A 17,265-nucleotide genomic window follows, 5' to 3' on the forward strand; every position below is an offset into this window, starting at 1 on the left:
GCCGGCGAAGAACCGGCGTTATTTTCATCATTTGTTAACGGTCGTCAAGTGAGCAGATCGCGTTTCCAGCAAAAATGACCGCAACTGATCGAGCGGCATGGGACGGGCGAAATAAAACCCCTGGAACAGGTCGCAGCCGTCCCCCCGGAGCCGTTCAAACTGTGCCCGGGTTTCGATGCCTTCGGCCACCACTTCAAGGTCCAGCTCATGGGCCATGACCATGATGCCGCGCACGATGGCGGCATCATGGGAGGCCTCGGTCACGTCCTGGATAAAGCTGCGATCGATCTTTACCTTGTGCACCGGCAGGTGCTTGAGATAGCTCAGGCTGGAAAAGCCGGTGCCGAAATCGTCGATGGCCACCCGGATGCCCATGGCGCGGATCTCCTCCAGCAGGGTGATGGCGTGCTGGGCGTCGTCCATCAGTATGCCTTCGGTCAGCTCCAGCTCCAGGGCACTCGCCGGCAGGGCGGCCTCCCGCAGCTTGGCCCTCAGGGTATCGAGAAAACTGGAGCGGTAGAACTGCAGCGGCGACAGGTTCACCGCCACCCGGTAGTCGCCCAGCTCCCGCAGCTGCGCCGCATCGCGGCAGGCCCGGGCCATCACCCACTCGCTGATGGCGATGATCTGGCCGGTTTCCTCCGCCAGGGGAATGAACTCGGCGGGCGAGATATAGCCCTTGTGCGGATGCTTCCAGCGCAGCAGCGCCTCCACCCCGGGCACCTCGCCCTGGCGATTGAACAGGGGCTGGTAGTAGAGTTCGAGATGATGATGGTCGATGGCATCCTGCAGTTCGTTGCGCAGGACCACCCGCCGGACCATGACGCTGTTGAGGGCCTCGTTGTACCACTGCCAGTGGTTGCGCCCCTGACGCTTGGCTTCATACATGGCCATGTCCGCCTGCTGCAGCAGCGGCCCGGCCTCGTTCCGCTCCGCCGCGCGCCCGGCCAGGCCGATGCTCGCGGTGATGAAGAGTTCGTTATGGCCGATGCGATAGGGCTGCGCCAGGGCCGCCAGCACACGCCGGGCCAGCCGTTCGGCCGCCTCCGGCCCGTCCAGCCCGGCCAGCAGCGCCACGAACTCGTCGCCGCCGAAACGGGCCACCATGTCGTTGACCGACATCAGCCCCTCGAGCCGCCGCGCCACTTCCACCAGCAGGCGATCCCCCACGCCGTGGCCCAGGCTGTCGTTGATTGGCTTGAAGCCGTCCAGATCGATGAACATCACCACCAGGGTCCCCTGTCCGCGCCCCAGCAGTGCCATGCGCTGCTCGAGCAGGGAGCGGTTGGGCAGGCCGGTCAGGGCATCATGCCCGGCGTGGTGGGCCAGGCGGCGGGCATCTTCCTGCTGGCGGGTAATGTCCTTGGCGATGCAGTACACCCCGGTGATCCGGCCGTTGACCACGATCGGCAGCTTGGTGACATCCAGGTCCACCCGGATGCCCCGACCGTTGTCGGCCGTCAGCTGGTAGCGGCGGGCAAGGCCGGTCACCACCTGCCGGAAGGCCTGTTCGGCCAGGGCCTGCTCGGCGGGCTCCACCAGCAGCCGGAAAGAACGGCCGACGACGCTGTCCGCCGTCAGCATCAGCAACTCGCAGAACGCCGGGTTGACGCTGGTGAAGATGCCCTCGAGATCCAGGGAGAACACCGCGTCGGGGTTGTAATCGAACAGGGAGCGGTAACGCTGTTCGTTTTCCAGCAGCAGCCGGTGGTTCTGCTCGCGCTCCAGCGCCAGCGCCACCAGGGCCACGGCGTTCTCGACATGCTGTTGCCGCTCCCGGCCCGGTTCGCCCTCCCCCGGCACTATCCGCAGCCCCCCCAGTTCGGCACCACCGCCGCTCAGTACCGGGTACCACTCGCCTTCGCCCTCCCGCCCCGCCGGCGGCATCACCACCTCGGCCCGGCTGCCCGGCAACTGTACCGCCAGCAGGCGGCAAATCTCATCCAGGATGGTCGCCAGGGGCTGGCCGCGGGAGATCATCTGTTCGATGCCCTGCTGACGCTCCAGGTGCTGCCTGGCCTGCTGCAACGCCTGTCCCTTGCGCCGGGACAGCTTGGCCAGTTCGAAACTGATCGCCGCCAGAAAACTCAGGAAAAAGCCGGTCAGGGCCATCAGCAGCCGCAGGTGGGCGGCCAGGGCCAGCGCCCGCCGGTCGTCCAGGTAGGTGACCAGGGTCAGTTCGGGGCCATGGGGCAGGCGCAGGCCGCGGCGCGCGAGTTCCAGCCCGTGCCGATGCGAGCCAGACTCGGACAAATCCAGCAGCTCCCGTCCATCCAGGTAGGCATGGACGGCGAACGGCGCCAGTTTCATGTGCACATTGTGCCGCAGCACCTCGGTCAGGCTGACCTTGGCCAGCAACTGCATCCCCGGCTCCGGCGCCGCCGCCAGCGGCAGGCTGATCAGGATGGCGGCGGGGTCCGGCTCCGGATAGAGGCCGCTCAGCACCAGCAGCCGTGGCTCGGGGGACGGGACCCGCAGCCAGTCGTGCAGCGCCGCCGACCCGGCGGCCAAGGGGTCGACGCCGGCATCGGGCTGGTGCAGTCGCCAGATCACGGCGCCATCGCCGTCGGCCAGCCAGAGGAACTTGATGCTGTTAAAATCCCGCAGGTAGCTGGCGGCGTCGAGCCGATGGGAGGCCTGGGGTTCCCGGCTCGCCGTGGGCGCGGTCCGCTCCCCCAGCCGGTGCAGCAACTGGACATGGCCGGCGACCACCTCGGCGACCGCCGCCGCCATGTTCTCGCCGGTCTGCCCGCTCTGCTGGCGGAGTTCCAGGTGATGGGACAGGCTCAGCAGGTACCAGCCGAGGCAGGTGATCCCCATGCCCAGGGTGCCGATCAGGTAGGCGCCGCGGCCCAGCGCCAGCGGCCCGTCCAGCCCGGTGGCCAGCCACAGCGCCAGCCCGAACACCACCAGGTAGAGGCTGACGATGGTGGACGCGGCGGGATGCGCGCCCTGCCAGGCGGCGGCCTCTCCCGTCCATTGCAGCAGCATCAGCAGGGCCCCGGCGACGAGCGCCACCGCGCCCGTCCCACGCCAGCAGCGCCGCCCGCGGGGGCTCTCCTTGCCGAGCAGCAGGCAGGGGCCCGTCGCCAGCAGCATCAGGGCCATCGGCAACGACGACGAGCCCAGCCGGGCCAGCAACGGATGGACCGGGGCCAGCGGCGGAAACAGCTGATCCCAGAGGCTCAGGCCGCCCAGCATCATGACGGCCAGCGCCAGGCTCCCCTTGAGCCGGCAGCGGCCGTTCAGGCAGCAGTACAGCCCCAGGGCCGACAGCATGACGCCCAGGGCCCCTCCGGGGGTGAGCACCCGGCCGAGCAGATCGTCCGGGGGCAGAAAGAGGCCGACAACGAATCCCAGGGCGCCCATCAGGGTACCAGATGTCACGATCAGCAGCAGGTAGACATGGAGGGCGATTCGCCTGGCTTCGATGGGCATGTTCGGGAGAGGCTCCGGCTGAAAGGAAAGACACCACTCTACGACGGATTCAAAATGTTACCGGCAACATGGCGGACCAGGGGGAATTTTGCCGCTTTGTGGCAGCGGACTCAATAGGACTGGCCCTGCCAGGCGGCCGGCCTGTGGCCCGCCTCACCTTTTGGCCGGTCTCCGCCCCGGGGACAGGCCGCCGCTTGCACCTTATCAAGCAGGCCGAATTGTCGTACCATCAAGCACTCACAGCGGTATTTCGGAGCTTCGACGTCACCTTGACCGAGCACAGCACAGCGTTCCTGCCCGGCCCGGCGAGCCGTCACCGGCGCCATTCCGTGTCCCGGCGGCGGCTGCGCGCCTGCCACGAATGCGATCTGCTGGTGTCGCTGCCGCCCCTGAAGGCCGGGGAAAAAGCCCAGTGCCCGCGCTGCGGCCACACCCTGGTGCGCCGCCACGCCAACCCGGCCGAACGCAGCCTGGCGCTGAGCCTGGCCACCCTGGTCACCCTGGGCCTGTCTGTCGCCTTTCCCTTCGTCGGCTTCGATCTCAGCGGCATCGGCAACCGGATAGCGCTGACCAGCACCGCCTCCACCCTGATCGGCCTGCACCAGCCGCTGGTGGCCCTGTGCGTGCTGCTCACCGTTATCGTGCTGCCGGCGATTTACCTGTGCTCGGTGGCCTGGCTGTGCCTGGGCATACTGTTGCGCCGGCCGCTGCCGCGAAGCCGGCAGATCGCCCGCACCCTGCGCCACGTCACCCCCTGGATGATGGCCGACGTCTTCGTGATCGGCACCCTGGTGAGCCTGATCAAGGTGATGGGCATGGCCCATATCGAGCTGGGGCTGTCGTTCTGGACCTTCTGCGCCTATGCCCTGCTGCTGCTGTTCACCACCCAGTCCATCGACAGCGACTGGCTGTGGTTCTCCCTCGATCGGGAGCCGATGGCGCCGGAAGGCGCCCGCCCCGGGCTCACCGCCGCCGAACAGGGGCTGGCGGGCTGCCACACCTGCGGCCTGGTCAATCCCATAGCGGAAAGCGGCAAGGGCCGCTGCCTGCGCTGCGACGAGCCCCTGCACCCCTACCGGGGAGTGCGCAACCAGGCTACCCTGGCGCTGCTGGCCGCCTCGCTCGTCATGTACCTGCCGGCCAACCTCTACCCCATCATGGTCACCACCTCCCTCGGCAGCAGCCTGCCCTCCACCATCATGGGCGGGGTGCTGCTGTTCGTGCAGCACGGCGACTGGCCCATCGCCCTTATCATCTTCACCGCCAGCGTGCTGGTGCCGGTGAGCAAGATGCTGGCGCTGCTGTGGCTCTGTTACGTGGTGAGCCGTCGCCAGGACAGCCTCGACCGCCTGACCCGTATCCGCCTGTACCGCGTCACCGAGTTCATCGGCCGCTGGTCGATGGTGGACGTCTTCGTGGTGGCCATACTGGTGGCATTGATCCGCAGCGGCTCGCTGATGTCCGTCGAGCCCGGCCCCGCCGCCCTGGCCTTCGCCGCCGTGGTGGTGCTGACCATGCTGGCCGCCATGGTGTTCGATCCCAGGGCCATCTGGGCCGGCGCGGCCGCCGAACCGCCTTCCGACCGGCCGAGCGCCGGCCATGACAACGCCTGCAAGGAACCCGACCATGCCTGACAGCCCGCGTGCCGAACGCCGGACCCAAAGATCCCTCTCGCCCATCTGGATAGTGCCCCTGGTGGCGGTGTTGATCGGCGTCTGGATGATCTACGACAACCTCAGCAAGCTGGGGCCCTCCATCACCCTGATCATGGACAACGCCGAAGGCATAGAGGCGGGCAAGACCCTGATCAAAACCCGCAACGTGGAAGTGGGCCGGGTCGAGCGGGTAAGTCTGTCGGACGATCTGGCCCATGCGGAGATCACCGCCCGCATGAGTCCCCAGGCGGAAGCCATGCTCAACAGTGACACCCGCTTCTGGGTGGTGAAGCCGCGCATCGGCCGGGAAGGCATCAGCGGCCTGGGCACCGTGCTGTCCGGCGCCTATATCCAGCTGCTGCCGGGCGGCGGCGACCAGCCCCAGCGCACCTTCACCGTGCTGGAGCAGCCACCGGTGGCCTCCCCCGACGCCCCCGGCCTGCGCATCACCCTGGTCAGCCAGGTGGGCAACGCCATCACCACCGGCGACCCCGTTACCTATCAGGGGTACACCGTGGGCCGGGTGGAAGACAGCCGCTTCGATCCCAAGAAACGGGAGATGCGCCACCAGCTTTATATCCAGTCGCCCTACGAGGTGCTGGTGACCAGCACCACCCGCTTCTGGACCACCGCCGGGGTCGACGTGCGCCTGGACTCCCAGGGCTTCCGGGTCAATGTAGCATCACTCGAATCCCTGATCGGCGGCGGCGTCACCTTCGGCGTGCCCGACAACGCCGCCATGGGCCGGCCCGCCAAACCCGGTGCCAGCTATGTGCTGTTCCCCGACGAAGACAGCGCCTACGAGGGCAGCTACGACCAGTACCTGGAATACGTGCTGCTGGTGGACGACACGGTGCGGGGCCTGAGTCCCGGCGCCCCGGTGGAATACCGCGGCGTACGCATCGGCACCGTGGTAAGCGTGCCCTGGAACTTCACCGCGCCCCAGCCCGACTCCCTCAGCCGCTTCGCCATTCCGGTGCTGATCCGCATCGAGCCCCAGCGCTTCGACGAGGAGCAGCAGGAGATAGACACCGACCAGTGGTACCAGCGCCTGGAGCGGATGTTCCACAACGGCCTGCGCGCTTCGCTCAAGGCCGGCAACCTGCTCACCGGCGCCCTGTTCGTGGATCTCAACTTCCACAAGGACGTGGTGCCCTTCCAGCGCATGACCTTTGTGGAGCGGCCGGTGTTCCCCACCACCTCCGGCAGCTTCGCCCAGATCGAGCAGAAGGTGTCCAACCTGCTCGACAAACTGAACAACCTGGACGTGGAGCCCCTCCTCGACACCCTCAACGACACCCTGGCCACCACCCGCCAGACCATGGAGAAAGTGAACGGCATCGCCGCCTCGGTGGATGCGCTGCTGGCCGATCCGGCCACCGGCCAGTTGCCGGCAAACGCCAACGCCACCCTGCGCCAGCTGCGCGACACCCTGCAGGGCTTCGCCCCCGACTCCCAGGGCTACGACGAGCTGACCCAGACCCTGTCCCGGCTGGAGAAGCTGATGCGCGAGCTGCAGCCAGTGGTGCGCACCCTGAACGATCAGCCCAACGCCCTGATCTTTGACAAGAAACTGACCGAAGACCCACAACCGAGGGCCCCCAGATGAGAATGAGCACCCCTGCCCTGCTGCTGACCGCCCTGCTCGGCCTGGCCGGCTGCGCCGCCAGCCAGCCCGGCACCGCCAGCTACCTGCTGCCGAGCACGGCGCCGGCACAGCAGTATGAGCGCCGCCTGGCCATCCAGGTGGCGCTGGTGCGGCTGGCCGGCCACCTGGACAGCGAGGGCATCGTGATGCAGCTGAACGACATCGAGGTGTACCAGGCGCGCCAGCACCTCTGGGGGGAAGAGATCGCCGGCCAGCTGCAGCGGCTGCTGCAGGAGCGGCTCGGCCGCGCCCTGCCCCAATCCCAGGTGGTGAGCCGGGGCCAGCCGCTGCTGGAGGGCGCGCCGGTGCGCGACCTGCGGGTGCAGGTCAGCCGCTTCCAGGGCCGCTTCGACGGGGTCGCCCTGGCCGAGGGCCAGTGGCAGTTGCTGGACGGCAACGGCCGGCTGCTGGCCCAGGCCGCCTTCAGCGCCGAACAGCCCCTGGCCGACGATGGCTACCCCGCCCTGGTGCGCGCCCTGGGCGCCGCCTGGGAGCAGGTGGCCGACCAACTGGCGGCGGAACTGGGCAAAGCGCCCTGAGCCGCTCCGGCCCCCAGGCGCCGCTTTGGGGCGCGGGCGGCCCGCCTGCATTCGCGCGCAGCGCGAAGCCTCGGATTGGCTTACCACACCATGGGGTTGAACAGACGCGGAGCAGAACAGGCATTACGGATTGGACCCTGTCTTCGCCCATCTCGGTGCCACCCTCATGCGGGCGGGCCGCCCGCGCCCCAAGAGTCGTCGCTGCCCAGGTTTTAAACTAAAGGGCATATCTAGCCGCGCAGCGCGGAGGGCGCCAGGCCCCGGCTCTGGCGGAAACGGTTGGCCAGGTGGCTGGCGGAGCTGAAACCGCAGGCCAGGGCGACCTCGGTGAGCGGCAAGGCGCTGTGGCGCAGCAACTGCTCGGCCCGCAGCAGGCGGCGGGCCAGCACGTACTGGTGCGGCGGCAACCCCTCGGACTGGCGGAACATGCGGGCGAAATGGTATTCGCTGAGGCAGGCCTCCCCGGCCAGCACCCGCAGCGGCAGGGGCTGATCCAGGTGGGCCTCGATATAGTCCTTTACCCGCCGCAGCTGGGCCGGCGCCAGGCCTCCCCTGACCACCGGCGCCTGCCAGCGGTACTGGGTATAGCCCTTGAGCAACTGGGTGAGCAGCAGGGTGACGGCGCTGCTGAGCGCCAGCCGCTCGCTGTTGTCCCGCCAGTCGCAGGCCAGCAGGAACTGGCGGTAGAGCGCCTTGATGCGCTCGTCCTCGGCAAAGGTGCGTTCCTCCAGCAGCAGGCCGGCGGGGGACTTGTCCCACACCTGCTCGGCCAGGGTGCGCAGATGGGCATCGGTGAAATAGAGGTGCACGAATTCCAGCGGCCCGCGGATGTCCCAGGTGGACTCATGCTGGCCCGGCATCAGGCAGAAGCGATCCGGCGCCCCGCCGTTGTGCCAGCCGGCGCCGGTTTTGCGGTAGGACTGGTAGCCATCGGCCACGTAGAGGCTGAGGGTATGGTGCTCGGCCCGCTCCAGCTCGATAAAGTCGTCGTCGTTGTACCAGTGTGCCAGGGCGATGCCGTCGTCGAGATCGACACTGTCCTTGAGCTGGGCCTTGTGCTGGCTCAGGTATTGGGGTACGTGGTAACGGGACGGCATGGGCTTCCTCTCGGGCAACAACCCTGATGGTATAGGGCCGGCGCGGCCGGGCCAAGCCGGCGGCGGGCCTTGCCGGCAAAAAAGCGCAAGAATCTGCAAGGCGGCCGCAAGGATCCGGGCGCCCGGGCCGGCGCCCACAGGCATGATGGCATCTTTCCACGAGGAGGACCGCCATGAACCTGACGCTTTACCTGTTGACCGTGCTGATCTGGGGCACCACCTGGGTGGCCATCGCCTTCCAGCTGGGCGAGGTGCCGGTGACCGTTTCCATCTTCTACCGCTTCGCCCTGGCCGCCCTCACCCTGCTGCTGGTGCTGGCCTTGTGCCGCCGGCTGCACCGCCTGGCCTGGCGGGATCACCTGCTGTGTGCCCTGCAGGGGCTGTGCGTGTTCTGCCTGAACTTTTACTGCTTCTACACCGCCACCGGCCATATCAGCAGCGGCCTGAACGCCGTGGTGTTTTCCATGGCGGTGTTGTTCAACGCCCTGAACGGGGTGCTCTTCTTCCGCCAGCCGATCACCCGCCGCCTGCTGGCTGCCGGTGCCCTGGGGGGGCTCGGCATGCTGTGCCTGTTCTGGCCCGACATCCACCGCGATGGCTTCAACCCCGGGGTGTTGCTCGGCCTGGGCCTGGCCCTGCTCGGCACCTACGGCTTTTCCCTCGGCAACATGCTCAGCCTGCGCCACCAGCGGCGCGGGCTGGATCTGCTGTCCACCAACGCCTACGCCATGGGCTACGGCGCCCTGGCCATGTTGCTGATCGTGCTGGCAAGCGGCCAACCCCTGGTGCTGGACAGCTCGCCCCGCTACCTGGGCGCCCTCTTCTACCTGGCCATTATCGGCTCGGTGGTGGGCTTTGGCGCCTACTTCGCCCTGGTGGGCCGCATCGGCCCCGGCCCCGCCGCCTACACCACCCTGCTGTTTCCGCTGGTGGCCCTGGGGCTGTCCACCCTGTTCGAAGGCTACCGCTGGACGGCGCCGGCATTCGCCGGGCTGGGGCTGATCCTGGCCGGCAACCTGGTGATGTTCTGGCGGCCCCGGCGGCGCCTGGCGCCCGCGACGGGCACCACCGGCTAGAGCACCGACCAGTTTTCTCCTGTAGGCGCCCGTTTACGTGGCGCAAATCTGAAAACGGTGGGGAACGCGGAAATTGGGCGCCGGGTTGTGCCGGGTTGTGCCGGCTAAAGCGGCACCTACAACGGTATTTACAACGGTATTTACAGCGGTATCTGCAGCGGTATGTACGCCTTGCTGGTGGAGCGCAGGCGGGCCGGCGCGGGCCGGCCCGGATGACGGGGGACTACTGGGCGGCGGTACTGACGATATCGGCCTTGGTGCTGCCCACTATGTCGAGCAGCTCCCGGGTTTCCTGCTCGGGCACCTGGTGCCTGGCCAGCACCTCCTGGAACAGCACCAGCATGCGCTGCCATTCCGCCTCGGTGATATTGAGGTGGGCGTGGGATTCCTTCATGCCCCGGCCGTGGTAGGCGCAGGGACCACCGGTGACCTGGCACACCATGGCGGTGACATGGTACTTGAGGTAAGGCGCGGGCACCCGCTGGCGGGCGGCGTCGATGGCCGGATTGGCATTGAGCTGCTCGTCCGGCACCAGTACGTCGATAAAGTCGCTCACCACCACCGAAATGGGCGCCAGACCGCCCAGCCGCTGATAGAGCGAAGGCGGCGCCTCCTGGGCCGGCAGCGGCGGGCTGCCCAGCAGGGCCAACAGCAGCGCCGGCAGCAACCAGCCCCGGGTAAACACGGATCTGTTCATTTTGTTGTCCTCTGTGCGGGGCGGGCGCCACCGCCCTTTACCGCCACGAGTCGCCCTGGCGCGGGTGGGGCCGGGCACAAACGCCGGCCCATGACAAAACAAATAGTCCAGCCCAAGGCCGATGCAAGGCGCAACCGGCAATAAATCCGGCTTTTACCGCCGGGCCCCGCCCGCCAGGGGATGTGGCCACTCATTTCCCGGCGCCGCACCCTGGGCGGCTTGCCTGCCGGCGCCTCCGCCGCCCCTGGCGGTTGGTCACTTCTTGAACTTGTCGGCCGCTTCCTTGAAGGAGGTCTTGAGCGCCTCCCAGGCGGACTCGAAGCCGTGCTTGACCGAGCCCCAGGCGTCCTCGCTGGTATCCGCCAGTTCCGCCAGCTTTTTCTCGCCTTCCTTGACCTTGGCCTCCAGCCGGTGGATCTGTTCGTTCAGCTCCAGCTTGGCGTCGGCCCCGGCGGCGGACGCCCGGGCCCTGAGCTTGTCCAGATCCGCCTTCCATTCGTCCAGCTTGGCCTGCATCTTTTGCCGGAACAGCTCTTTTTCGCTCATGATGTTCTCCTTATGCCTGTGGTTGCAAACAAGGCCGCCAGACAGCGGGGCCACTCCGGGCGAGGCGCCGTATCCGGCCTCAGCCCTCTCAGCGTAATGTAAAAGCCGACGGGCCGCCAAAAGGCGGACGGGCCGACCCGAGCAAGACCAGCGGTTTCATGCCCCTTTCAGCGGTGAGCGAGGAGGAAATTTGCCGTAGATGACCGTATTGTCGAGCCGGCCGGAAGGCAGCCGCCGCTCGTTGTGCAGGGTGGCCTCCAGCACATAGCCGCCACGCTCGGCCACCGCCCGGCTCCTGCGGTTGCTCTCGGCACAGCGGATCTCCAGCCGGTTGGCGCCGAGCTCGTCGAAGGCGTGGCGCTCCAGCAGCGATACCGCCGCCGCCATATGCCCCCGGCCCTGGGCCGAGCTGCGCAGCCAGTAGCCCAGCTCGAAAAAGGGCACGGACTTGTCGCGGATAATCAGGCCGATGGCGCCCAGCAGCCGATCAAAGCGCTTGTCGACGATAAAAAAGCGCAGTTCGCGCTGGAAGCCCTCGGCATTGGCGATGGCCTCGCGCATGCTCTCCCGGCAGTCCTCCTCCGTAAGGGCGTATTTCACCCAGGGCAGGAATTCCGCCAGGGCCCGCTCGCTTTCCTGTATCGCCTCACACACCCGAGGCACCAGCCCGAGGGACGGCAGCAACAGTTTGATATGATTATTTTCCATGATGATCATTTATCGGCAAGTTTCATCTCCACCTCCGGTTTCCATTGCACCCGGATAGTTTTACCGGATCCCAGGCGCATCTTCATGCCCGGTGTTAAGGCGGGCGGGTCTCCCGCGGGCAGAATAATACCGCCGTTTACGTTTACAGATGCGCGCATTGCTGGCGGGGCGCAGGCGGCCCGCCTGCTTTCGCGCGTAGCGCGCCTAGCCTCGCCGCCCAAGGCAAAGCCGAAGCCCAAGCCCCGCCATGGCCAGCAGCAGCCCCAGGCCCGCCAGCCCCAGCATCCGGTTGGCCCCCGCCCAGGGCAGCCATTGAAGGTAATGCATCCGGTACAGGCCGTTGATAAGCCGGGTGTCCCGCCCTTCCTGGCGCAGGGAAAGCGTGCTCCAGTCCAGGTGGAGTCTCATCCCCGTGCTGGTACGGGCACGGCTGTCTTCGAGTTCCACGATGTCACCATAGCGGGCCGGATTGACCGAGGCGGCATCCTGCAGCAGCCGCCGCAATGCCGCCTCGTCCGGCAACGGCAAGGGCCGCTGGCTGCCCGGCTCGAGATGCAGCGGTCGCCCATCGGTGGTGACCAGCAGATGCGCCCCCAGCAGGGTGCCCACCAGCCGCACCTGCCGCCAGTGGGGCTCGGGGCGGATCTGCACCTCTTCCGCCAGCGGCCGGGCCCTAACCGCCAGCTGTTCATAGGCGCCCTGGTAGCCCGGCTTGAGTATAAACACCGCCCCGGTCAGCGCCCAGCCGAACAGGGGCAGCAGCAGGAGCAGCCCCAGCAGACGGTGGTGTTTTCTTGTGTTGATGGCCATGAAGAGGATGTGTTGACCTTACCGGCTGACCGCGAAAGCCGGCTCAGCCGGAATGGGATAAAAACGACCGGCCTGCGGCTCCTGCGTGAGGGTGCAGAGCACCACCCCGGTGTTCGCGCCCCGGACCGCGAACACCGGCCTGCCGGCACCATCCCAGAAACCGCTGTTGCCGCAGGCTACCCAGCCGCCGGTGACGCCGGCATGGTTGCACAACAGCACCGGCATCGCCAACCGGGCCGCAAGGGAAGAAAGCAACCGACTATCCGCAGCAAACCCCAACTCCGAGATCAGGGCACTGGCCAGATAGAGTTCGGCACCGGCGGCCTTGGCATCCCGCCCATGCCGGGCCTCGCCGAAGTCGGCGCAAATGGCCAGGGCTACCCGCTGGCCCTTGACCGAAAACTGATAATTTCGATGACCGGGAGCGCAATATTGCTCCTCCCCCGGATGCAGATATTGCTTGGCGTAATACTCCACCAGACCATCGGGAAAACAGATCACCCCTCCGATAAAGGGCTTGCCCGCTCCGTTTTTAAGCGGACAGCCGGCCACCACCACCATACGATACCGCACCGCCGCCCGGGACAGCTCGGCCAGCACGGACGAGCCCGCATCCAGAGCCAGTGTTGCCGCCAGCTCCAGCTCATAACCGGTGAGGGACAACTCGGGGAAGACCACCAGATCCGCCCCCAGCCGGGCAGAGGCGGCAATAAACTCCAGATGGGTCTTCAGGTTGTTGGCGAGATCGCCCTTCCCGACCTGGATCTGGGCCAGGGCGACAGTGAGGGTGCTGTTGTTCACACAGACTCCGTTAATGGGCTATTGGTATATCGCGTTTAATGCGCCTCACGGCCTTGCCGGGCGCAAACGCGGGCTTATGCGCCCGAATAGACGGCGCCAGGGAGACAGCTCACTTTTCTTCATGCCCCCGTCACTTCATTTCCCCGCCGGCGAAGGCCCGGGATTGCAGAAAGTCTTCCGCCACGTCCAGCTCGTGCAACACCCGGGAGCCCAGCAGGCAATCCCCCATTCGTTGCCGGGCCCGCGCGGTGTCGGGTCCGTTCAAGGTGCCCGCCTGCCGCCAGTGCTCGCGACTTGGCCACTGGGCATAGCCCAGCATCAGCCCGGGAGTGTTGGTGTGATGCAGGCGTGAGCCCAGGCTGCCGGCCTGCCAGTAAATAAGCCGGGTCAGCGCCAGCCAGGCCTCGCGAAAGGCCGGTTCCCGCCCTTCCTTTACCTCGAATTCGTAGATAACGGTAAACATGACAATACAGCTCCAAACAAACCCAGTCGGGCACGTTTCCTGGCCCGAGCTGTTCAGGTAGCGTCTTCTTTCATTGCTCTTCCCTGGCGTTTTTTTTCTGAAACGCATTGCTGCAGGCGGCAGCCAGAATGCCGGTGGGCATGGCGATAAGGCCGATGCCTGCGATGGCCGTAACACCGGCAAACAGCTTGCCCCAGGCCGTGATGGGCGTAACATCACCATAGCCCACCGTAGTCAGTGTCGCTATGCTCCACCACAAGGCGCGAGGCACGCTGCCAAAGGCCTCGGGCTGGTGCGCCGCCTCCACCACATAGAGGCAGGCGGACGAAAACAACAGCAACAACCCCGCCAATCCCAGGCTTAACAGCAATTCGTGCATACGGGCCTTTACCGCCTCGGCCAGCGCCGACCAGGCCTGGCTGAAACGTCCCAGTCGGGAAAGGCGCAACAGGCGGACAATCCGTAACAGGCGCAACAAAAAGGCATTGTTGATGGCAATAAAGCCGAGAAAAAACGGGAGTATCGCCAGCAAGTCCACCAATGCCCACCAGCTCAGCATATAGCGCAGACGTCCGGCTATTCCGCCATAGCGCGGATCCTCTCCCGCCGCGTAAATGCGCGCCAGGTACTCGACGGTGAAGAGGATCGCAAAGCCGGCTTCCAGCGTATCGAACACAAAAGGAGCGGCATCCCGGATGCCGGCTTCGGTTTCGATAACGGCGGTGAAGGCCGCCAGCAGGATCAACAGGCAGACCAGCTTGTTGGTAGGCGAAAGACCGAATCGCTCCCATCCTTCAGGCGCCAGCTGGCGGTAGAGCCGAGCCCTGGTTTTTGTCATTGCAGCCATCCGTTGCGTTAATACGGTCCCGAAAAATCAGTGTAAGCAAGCGCAGGAAAAGACTCTAGAGCACCATATAGTTTAAAAATCATACAACGAGGCTCAGTGCTATCCTTGCGTAGCTGCTACTGTAGGTGCCGCTTTAGCCGGCACAAACCGACGGGAAGACGGCGCCCAATGTCCACGCCCCACGCCGTTGGCCGGTTTGCGCCACGTAAACGGGCGCCTACAGGTGAGATATCGTACTGATCACGTTTTAAACTGATCGGTGCCCTTAGGGATTCCAGCTCAGCATGCCATCGCTGATGCTGCAGTCGGCGACCGCGTCGGCGGCATCCACAATGAAGATCTGCTGGGTTTCGGACACCGGGTAGGTCAGGTATTCCGAGCACTGTGCGCTTTGCCCGGTGCCGACGACCACCCTGCTCCCGGCCTTGAGGGTACAGCTGGCCAGCTTGTCCAGCGGAGACCATTGGTAGCAGATCTCATAATCGGCCCGGTATTGCGCGACCGGACCGCTGGGTTTATTGAAGGCCCACCATTGCCCGTACTGGCTGTTGGGATTGGTACTGTTCCAGGCCCGGAATATTTCCACCCGGGTATCGGCCTTGCTCCGGTAAACCTGCCCCTGGCAGAGCTTTCCCTGCTCGGGCTTGCCCAATGCCTGCTGGAGCAGCACGGGATCCTCGATGGCGTCGAACTGGCTGGCAACCGCCGCTGGCAGCGCCGTGCTGCCCAGGCAGTCGGCGGGGGTATAAGCCGCCTCTTGCGGGGCATGTTGGGCGCATCCTGCCAGCACCGCCAGGGCGAGGTATGATCCTATTCTTTTCATTTTTATCCCTTTTGTTTAAATCAGTCTTTGGCCGCAAATTGCTCGAACACCTGCTGCCCGGTCAGCTTGCGGGTGTCGTTTTTCAGCTCGTAGTAGGCCGGTTTTTCATCGATAAAGATCTCATTGGTCAGGCTGAACTCCTGCTTCTGGAACAGGCCGGCGGGCAGGATGTATTCGCCAGTGGGCAGCAGATGGTAGAACAGGTGGGTGCCGCAGTGGGGGCAGAAACCGCGCTCGGCCCAGTCGGACGAGCGGTACCTGGCCGGCTGGCCGCCGTTGAACGCCACCTCAGTACCGCAATGCACCGCAAACATGGGGCCGCCCGACCAGCGCCGGCACAGGGAGCAGTGGCACAGGCCCACTTCGTTATGGTCATTCGCTACCACTTCTATCGAGCCGCAAAGACATTTACCTTTCATCATTTCCTCCTGGCTTGCATGAACACCCCCTCTATCCGGGGATAGCGGCGCGCAATGGTGACACCCATAGGATCCCGGTTGCACGCCACTGCCTCAGTAGTTGCTAAAATGCCTGACCAACCCATTCAGCTCCTGGCTCAGCCCCGCCAGCCGGCTGCTGGCAGACGAAATTTCCGCACTCGCGGTGGCGGAGGCTTCGGCCGACTGCCGCACCGTCGAGACCCGCCCATTGCTCTCGGCGGTGACCGCGGCCTGCTCTTCGGTAGCAGTGGCGATCAGCTCGCTCATTTGCTGAATATCGGCCACCTGCCGGGTGATCACGGCCAGGGCCGCTCCCGTATCGCGGACGGCGGCGACGGAAGCCTGGGTATGTTTCACACTCTCCTGCATGGTACGGGTGCTTTCGTCGGCAATGGCCTGGAGTCCCGACACCAGCTTGCCGATTTCATTCGACGACACCTGGGTGCGCTGGGCCAGGTTGCGCACCTCGTCCGCCACCACGGCAAAGCCCCGGCCGGCCTCGCCGGCACGGGCGGCCTCGATGGCCGCATTAAGCGCCAGCAGGTTGGTTTGATCCGCGACCTCCTTGATCACGTCGAGGATGCTGCCGATACGCCCGCATTCCTGCTGCAGCCGGTTCATGAAATCGGCCGAGCTCGTGATCTCCGAGGCGAGCGACTCTATCTGGACAATGGCCCGCTGTGACAATGCCTGGGCGTTGACGACCTCTTCGGCCGCGCCCCTGGCGGCCGTGGCCGTATCCTCGGAGTTGCGTGCCACCTCCTGTACCGTGGTGGCGATTTCACCCATCGCCGTGGCGATAAAATAGGTTTCGTTCTTCTGATCGTTGATCCTTTCCTGGGTACGGTCGGTCACGGAAGTTAATTGCGAGGCCGAGGCGGTGAGTTCATAGGACGCGGAGCCGATCTGCGAAACGACGGTACGCAGGCTGCCGTTCATTACCGCCAGGGAAGCAAGCAGCGCGCCCAGTTCATCCCGGCGATTGGCATCCGACGCCTCCAGCACCAGATCGCCCTTGGCGATACGCCGGGAAATGTCGACGGCCTGCTTCAGCGGCAGCACGATCTGCCGGCTGATCACCAGGGTCACCACGCCGCCCATGGCCAGGATCACCAGGGTGATGCCAGCGAGCAGGTAATAGACTTGCTCGGCCTGGGCGGCGGCACGCTCCTCCTCGGCGTAATACAGCTCGTTGGCGTTGTCCTGCAGATCGGACAGCAATTCGTTGGCGGCCAGCAGGGCGGACTGCGTACGGGCGGCCTCTCGTTCTTTCAGGTAGCGCGCCAGATCCGTTTTCAGTTTTTCCACCGCCGCCATGTCCTCGGAAGGCCAGCGACCGGTTTGGGTGTCGGAGTGCAGCTGGTTGATGGCCTCCTGGAGGATTTGACGGCGCTGATGGTGCGACTCTCCGGCATGATAGTCACCCGACAGAGCCTGCTGGTAATTGTCTTCACGGGTAAAGACTATCTCGTCGAACAAATTCCCTATCTGGCTGATGCGGTTAAGCGTTGCCTCATTATTTTTCAGCCCATAAAACCCGAACAGGGACAACAAGAGCACAAAGAACAACAGCAACCCAAAGCCCAAACAAAGCTTCAGGGTCACGCTCAGATTTTTAATGCTCAACTTACATTCTCCATATTGATATCCATAAACCTTAAAAACTATCCTGGTGAA

Annotated in this window: 16 protein-coding genes; 4 read left to right on the plus strand and 12 right to left on the minus strand. The window is 65.5% G+C overall.

What is annotated here, in order from left to right; all coding sequences use genetic code 11:
• Positions 1-27: 27 nt before the first annotated feature.
• Entirely contained in the window at positions 28-3,438 is a 3,411-nt protein-coding gene (locus tag AN401_RS09750; protein WP_096779208.1) for a putative bifunctional diguanylate cyclase/phosphodiesterase, read from the minus strand.
• Positions 3,439-3,707: 269 nt separating this feature from the next.
• Between AN401_RS09750 and AN401_RS09755 the strand changes: the two genes are divergently transcribed.
• From AN401_RS09755 to AN401_RS09765, 3 genes are read left to right on the plus strand one after another with little or no spacing between them, the layout of a single operon-like run.
• A complete protein-coding gene (locus tag AN401_RS09755; protein WP_232513422.1) occupies positions 3,708-5,072 on the plus strand; it encodes a paraquat-inducible protein A in 1,365 nt (454 codons plus the stop codon).
• On the plus strand, positions 5,065-6,702 hold the full coding sequence (pqiB, locus tag AN401_RS09760; RefSeq protein ID WP_094038159.1) for an intermembrane transport protein PqiB: 1,638 nt from the start codon (positions 5,065-5,067) through the stop codon (positions 6,700-6,702). The genes AN401_RS09755 and pqiB overlap by 8 nt, the downstream gene beginning before the upstream one ends.
• A gap of 2 nt (positions 6,703-6,704) precedes the next feature.
• Positions 6,705-7,280: a PqiC family protein gene (locus AN401_RS09765; RefSeq protein WP_232513423.1), complete on the plus strand. Its 576-nt coding sequence runs from the start codon at positions 6,705-6,707 to the stop codon at positions 7,278-7,280.
• A gap of 230 nt (positions 7,281-7,510) precedes the next feature.
• Here the strand turns inward: AN401_RS09765 and AN401_RS09770 are convergent, their stop codons facing one another.
• Positions 7,511-8,377: a helix-turn-helix domain-containing protein gene (locus AN401_RS09770; RefSeq protein ID WP_096779211.1), complete on the minus strand. Its 867-nt coding sequence runs from the start codon at positions 8,375-8,377 to the stop codon at positions 7,511-7,513.
• A gap of 173 nt (positions 8,378-8,550) precedes the next feature.
• Here AN401_RS09770 and AN401_RS09775 point away from each other — a divergent pair, with 173 nt between their 5' ends.
• Positions 8,551-9,453 carry a DMT family transporter gene (locus AN401_RS09775; RefSeq protein ID WP_096779212.1) on the plus strand — a complete coding sequence of 301 codons (903 nt, stop codon included), beginning with the start codon at positions 8,551-8,553 and terminating at the stop codon, positions 9,451-9,453.
• A gap of 223 nt (positions 9,454-9,676) precedes the next feature.
• Here the strand turns inward: AN401_RS09775 and AN401_RS09780 are convergent, their stop codons facing one another.
• The 10 genes from AN401_RS09780 to AN401_RS09825 all read right to left on the minus strand — a co-directional run bounded on the left by AN401_RS09780 (position 9,677) and on the right by AN401_RS09825 (position 17,214).
• Complete coding sequence (locus AN401_RS09780) at positions 9,677-10,150, minus strand: group I truncated hemoglobin (protein ID WP_096779213.1); 474 nt, start codon at positions 10,148-10,150, stop codon at positions 9,677-9,679.
• A 255-nt stretch (positions 10,151-10,405) separates the two neighbouring features.
• Positions 10,406-10,696 carry a sll1863 family stress response protein gene (locus AN401_RS09785; RefSeq protein WP_096779214.1) on the minus strand — a complete coding sequence of 97 codons (291 nt, stop codon included), beginning with the start codon at positions 10,694-10,696 and terminating at the stop codon, positions 10,406-10,408.
• 156 nt (positions 10,697-10,852) lie between these two features.
• Entirely contained in the window at positions 10,853-11,404 is a 552-nt protein-coding gene (locus AN401_RS09790) for a GNAT family N-acetyltransferase (protein WP_096780349.1), read from the minus strand.
• Positions 11,405-11,608: 204 nt separating this feature from the next.
• The gene (locus tag AN401_RS09795) at positions 11,609-12,214 is read right to left on the minus strand and encodes a PepSY domain-containing protein (protein WP_096779215.1); all 606 of its coding nucleotides are present in this window, start codon (positions 12,212-12,214) and stop codon (positions 11,609-11,611) included.
• Between the two features lie 18 nt (positions 12,215-12,232).
• Positions 12,233-13,015, minus strand: a complete 783-nt coding sequence (locus AN401_RS09800; protein WP_096779216.1) for a carbon-nitrogen hydrolase family protein — start codon at positions 13,013-13,015, stop codon at positions 12,233-12,235.
• Between the two features lie 130 nt (positions 13,016-13,145).
• The gene (locus tag AN401_RS09805; protein ID WP_096779217.1) at positions 13,146-13,478 is read right to left on the minus strand and encodes an antibiotic biosynthesis monooxygenase family protein; all 333 of its coding nucleotides are present in this window, start codon (positions 13,476-13,478) and stop codon (positions 13,146-13,148) included.
• A 70-nt stretch (positions 13,479-13,548) separates the two neighbouring features.
• Positions 13,549-14,325 (minus strand): potassium channel family protein, encoded by a 777-nt coding sequence (locus AN401_RS09810; protein ID WP_198401859.1) that lies wholly within the window; start codon positions 14,323-14,325, stop codon positions 13,549-13,551.
• 265 nt (positions 14,326-14,590) lie between these two features.
• Positions 14,591-15,148, minus strand: a complete 558-nt coding sequence (locus AN401_RS09815) for a hypothetical protein (protein ID WP_096779219.1) — start codon at positions 15,146-15,148, stop codon at positions 14,591-14,593.
• Positions 15,149-15,168: 20 nt separating this feature from the next.
• Complete coding sequence (locus AN401_RS09820) at positions 15,169-15,567, minus strand: GFA family protein (protein ID WP_096779220.1); 399 nt, start codon at positions 15,565-15,567, stop codon at positions 15,169-15,171.
• 93 nt (positions 15,568-15,660) lie between these two features.
• Positions 15,661-17,214, minus strand: a complete 1,554-nt coding sequence (locus AN401_RS09825) for a methyl-accepting chemotaxis protein (protein WP_096779221.1) — start codon at positions 17,212-17,214, stop codon at positions 15,661-15,663.
• Positions 17,215-17,265 lie beyond the last annotated feature (51 nt).

Origin of the sequence: Zobellella denitrificans (genome assembly GCF_002407485.1) — a bacterium.
GTDB lineage: Bacteria > Pseudomonadota > Gammaproteobacteria > Enterobacterales > Aeromonadaceae > Oceanimonas > Oceanimonas denitrificans.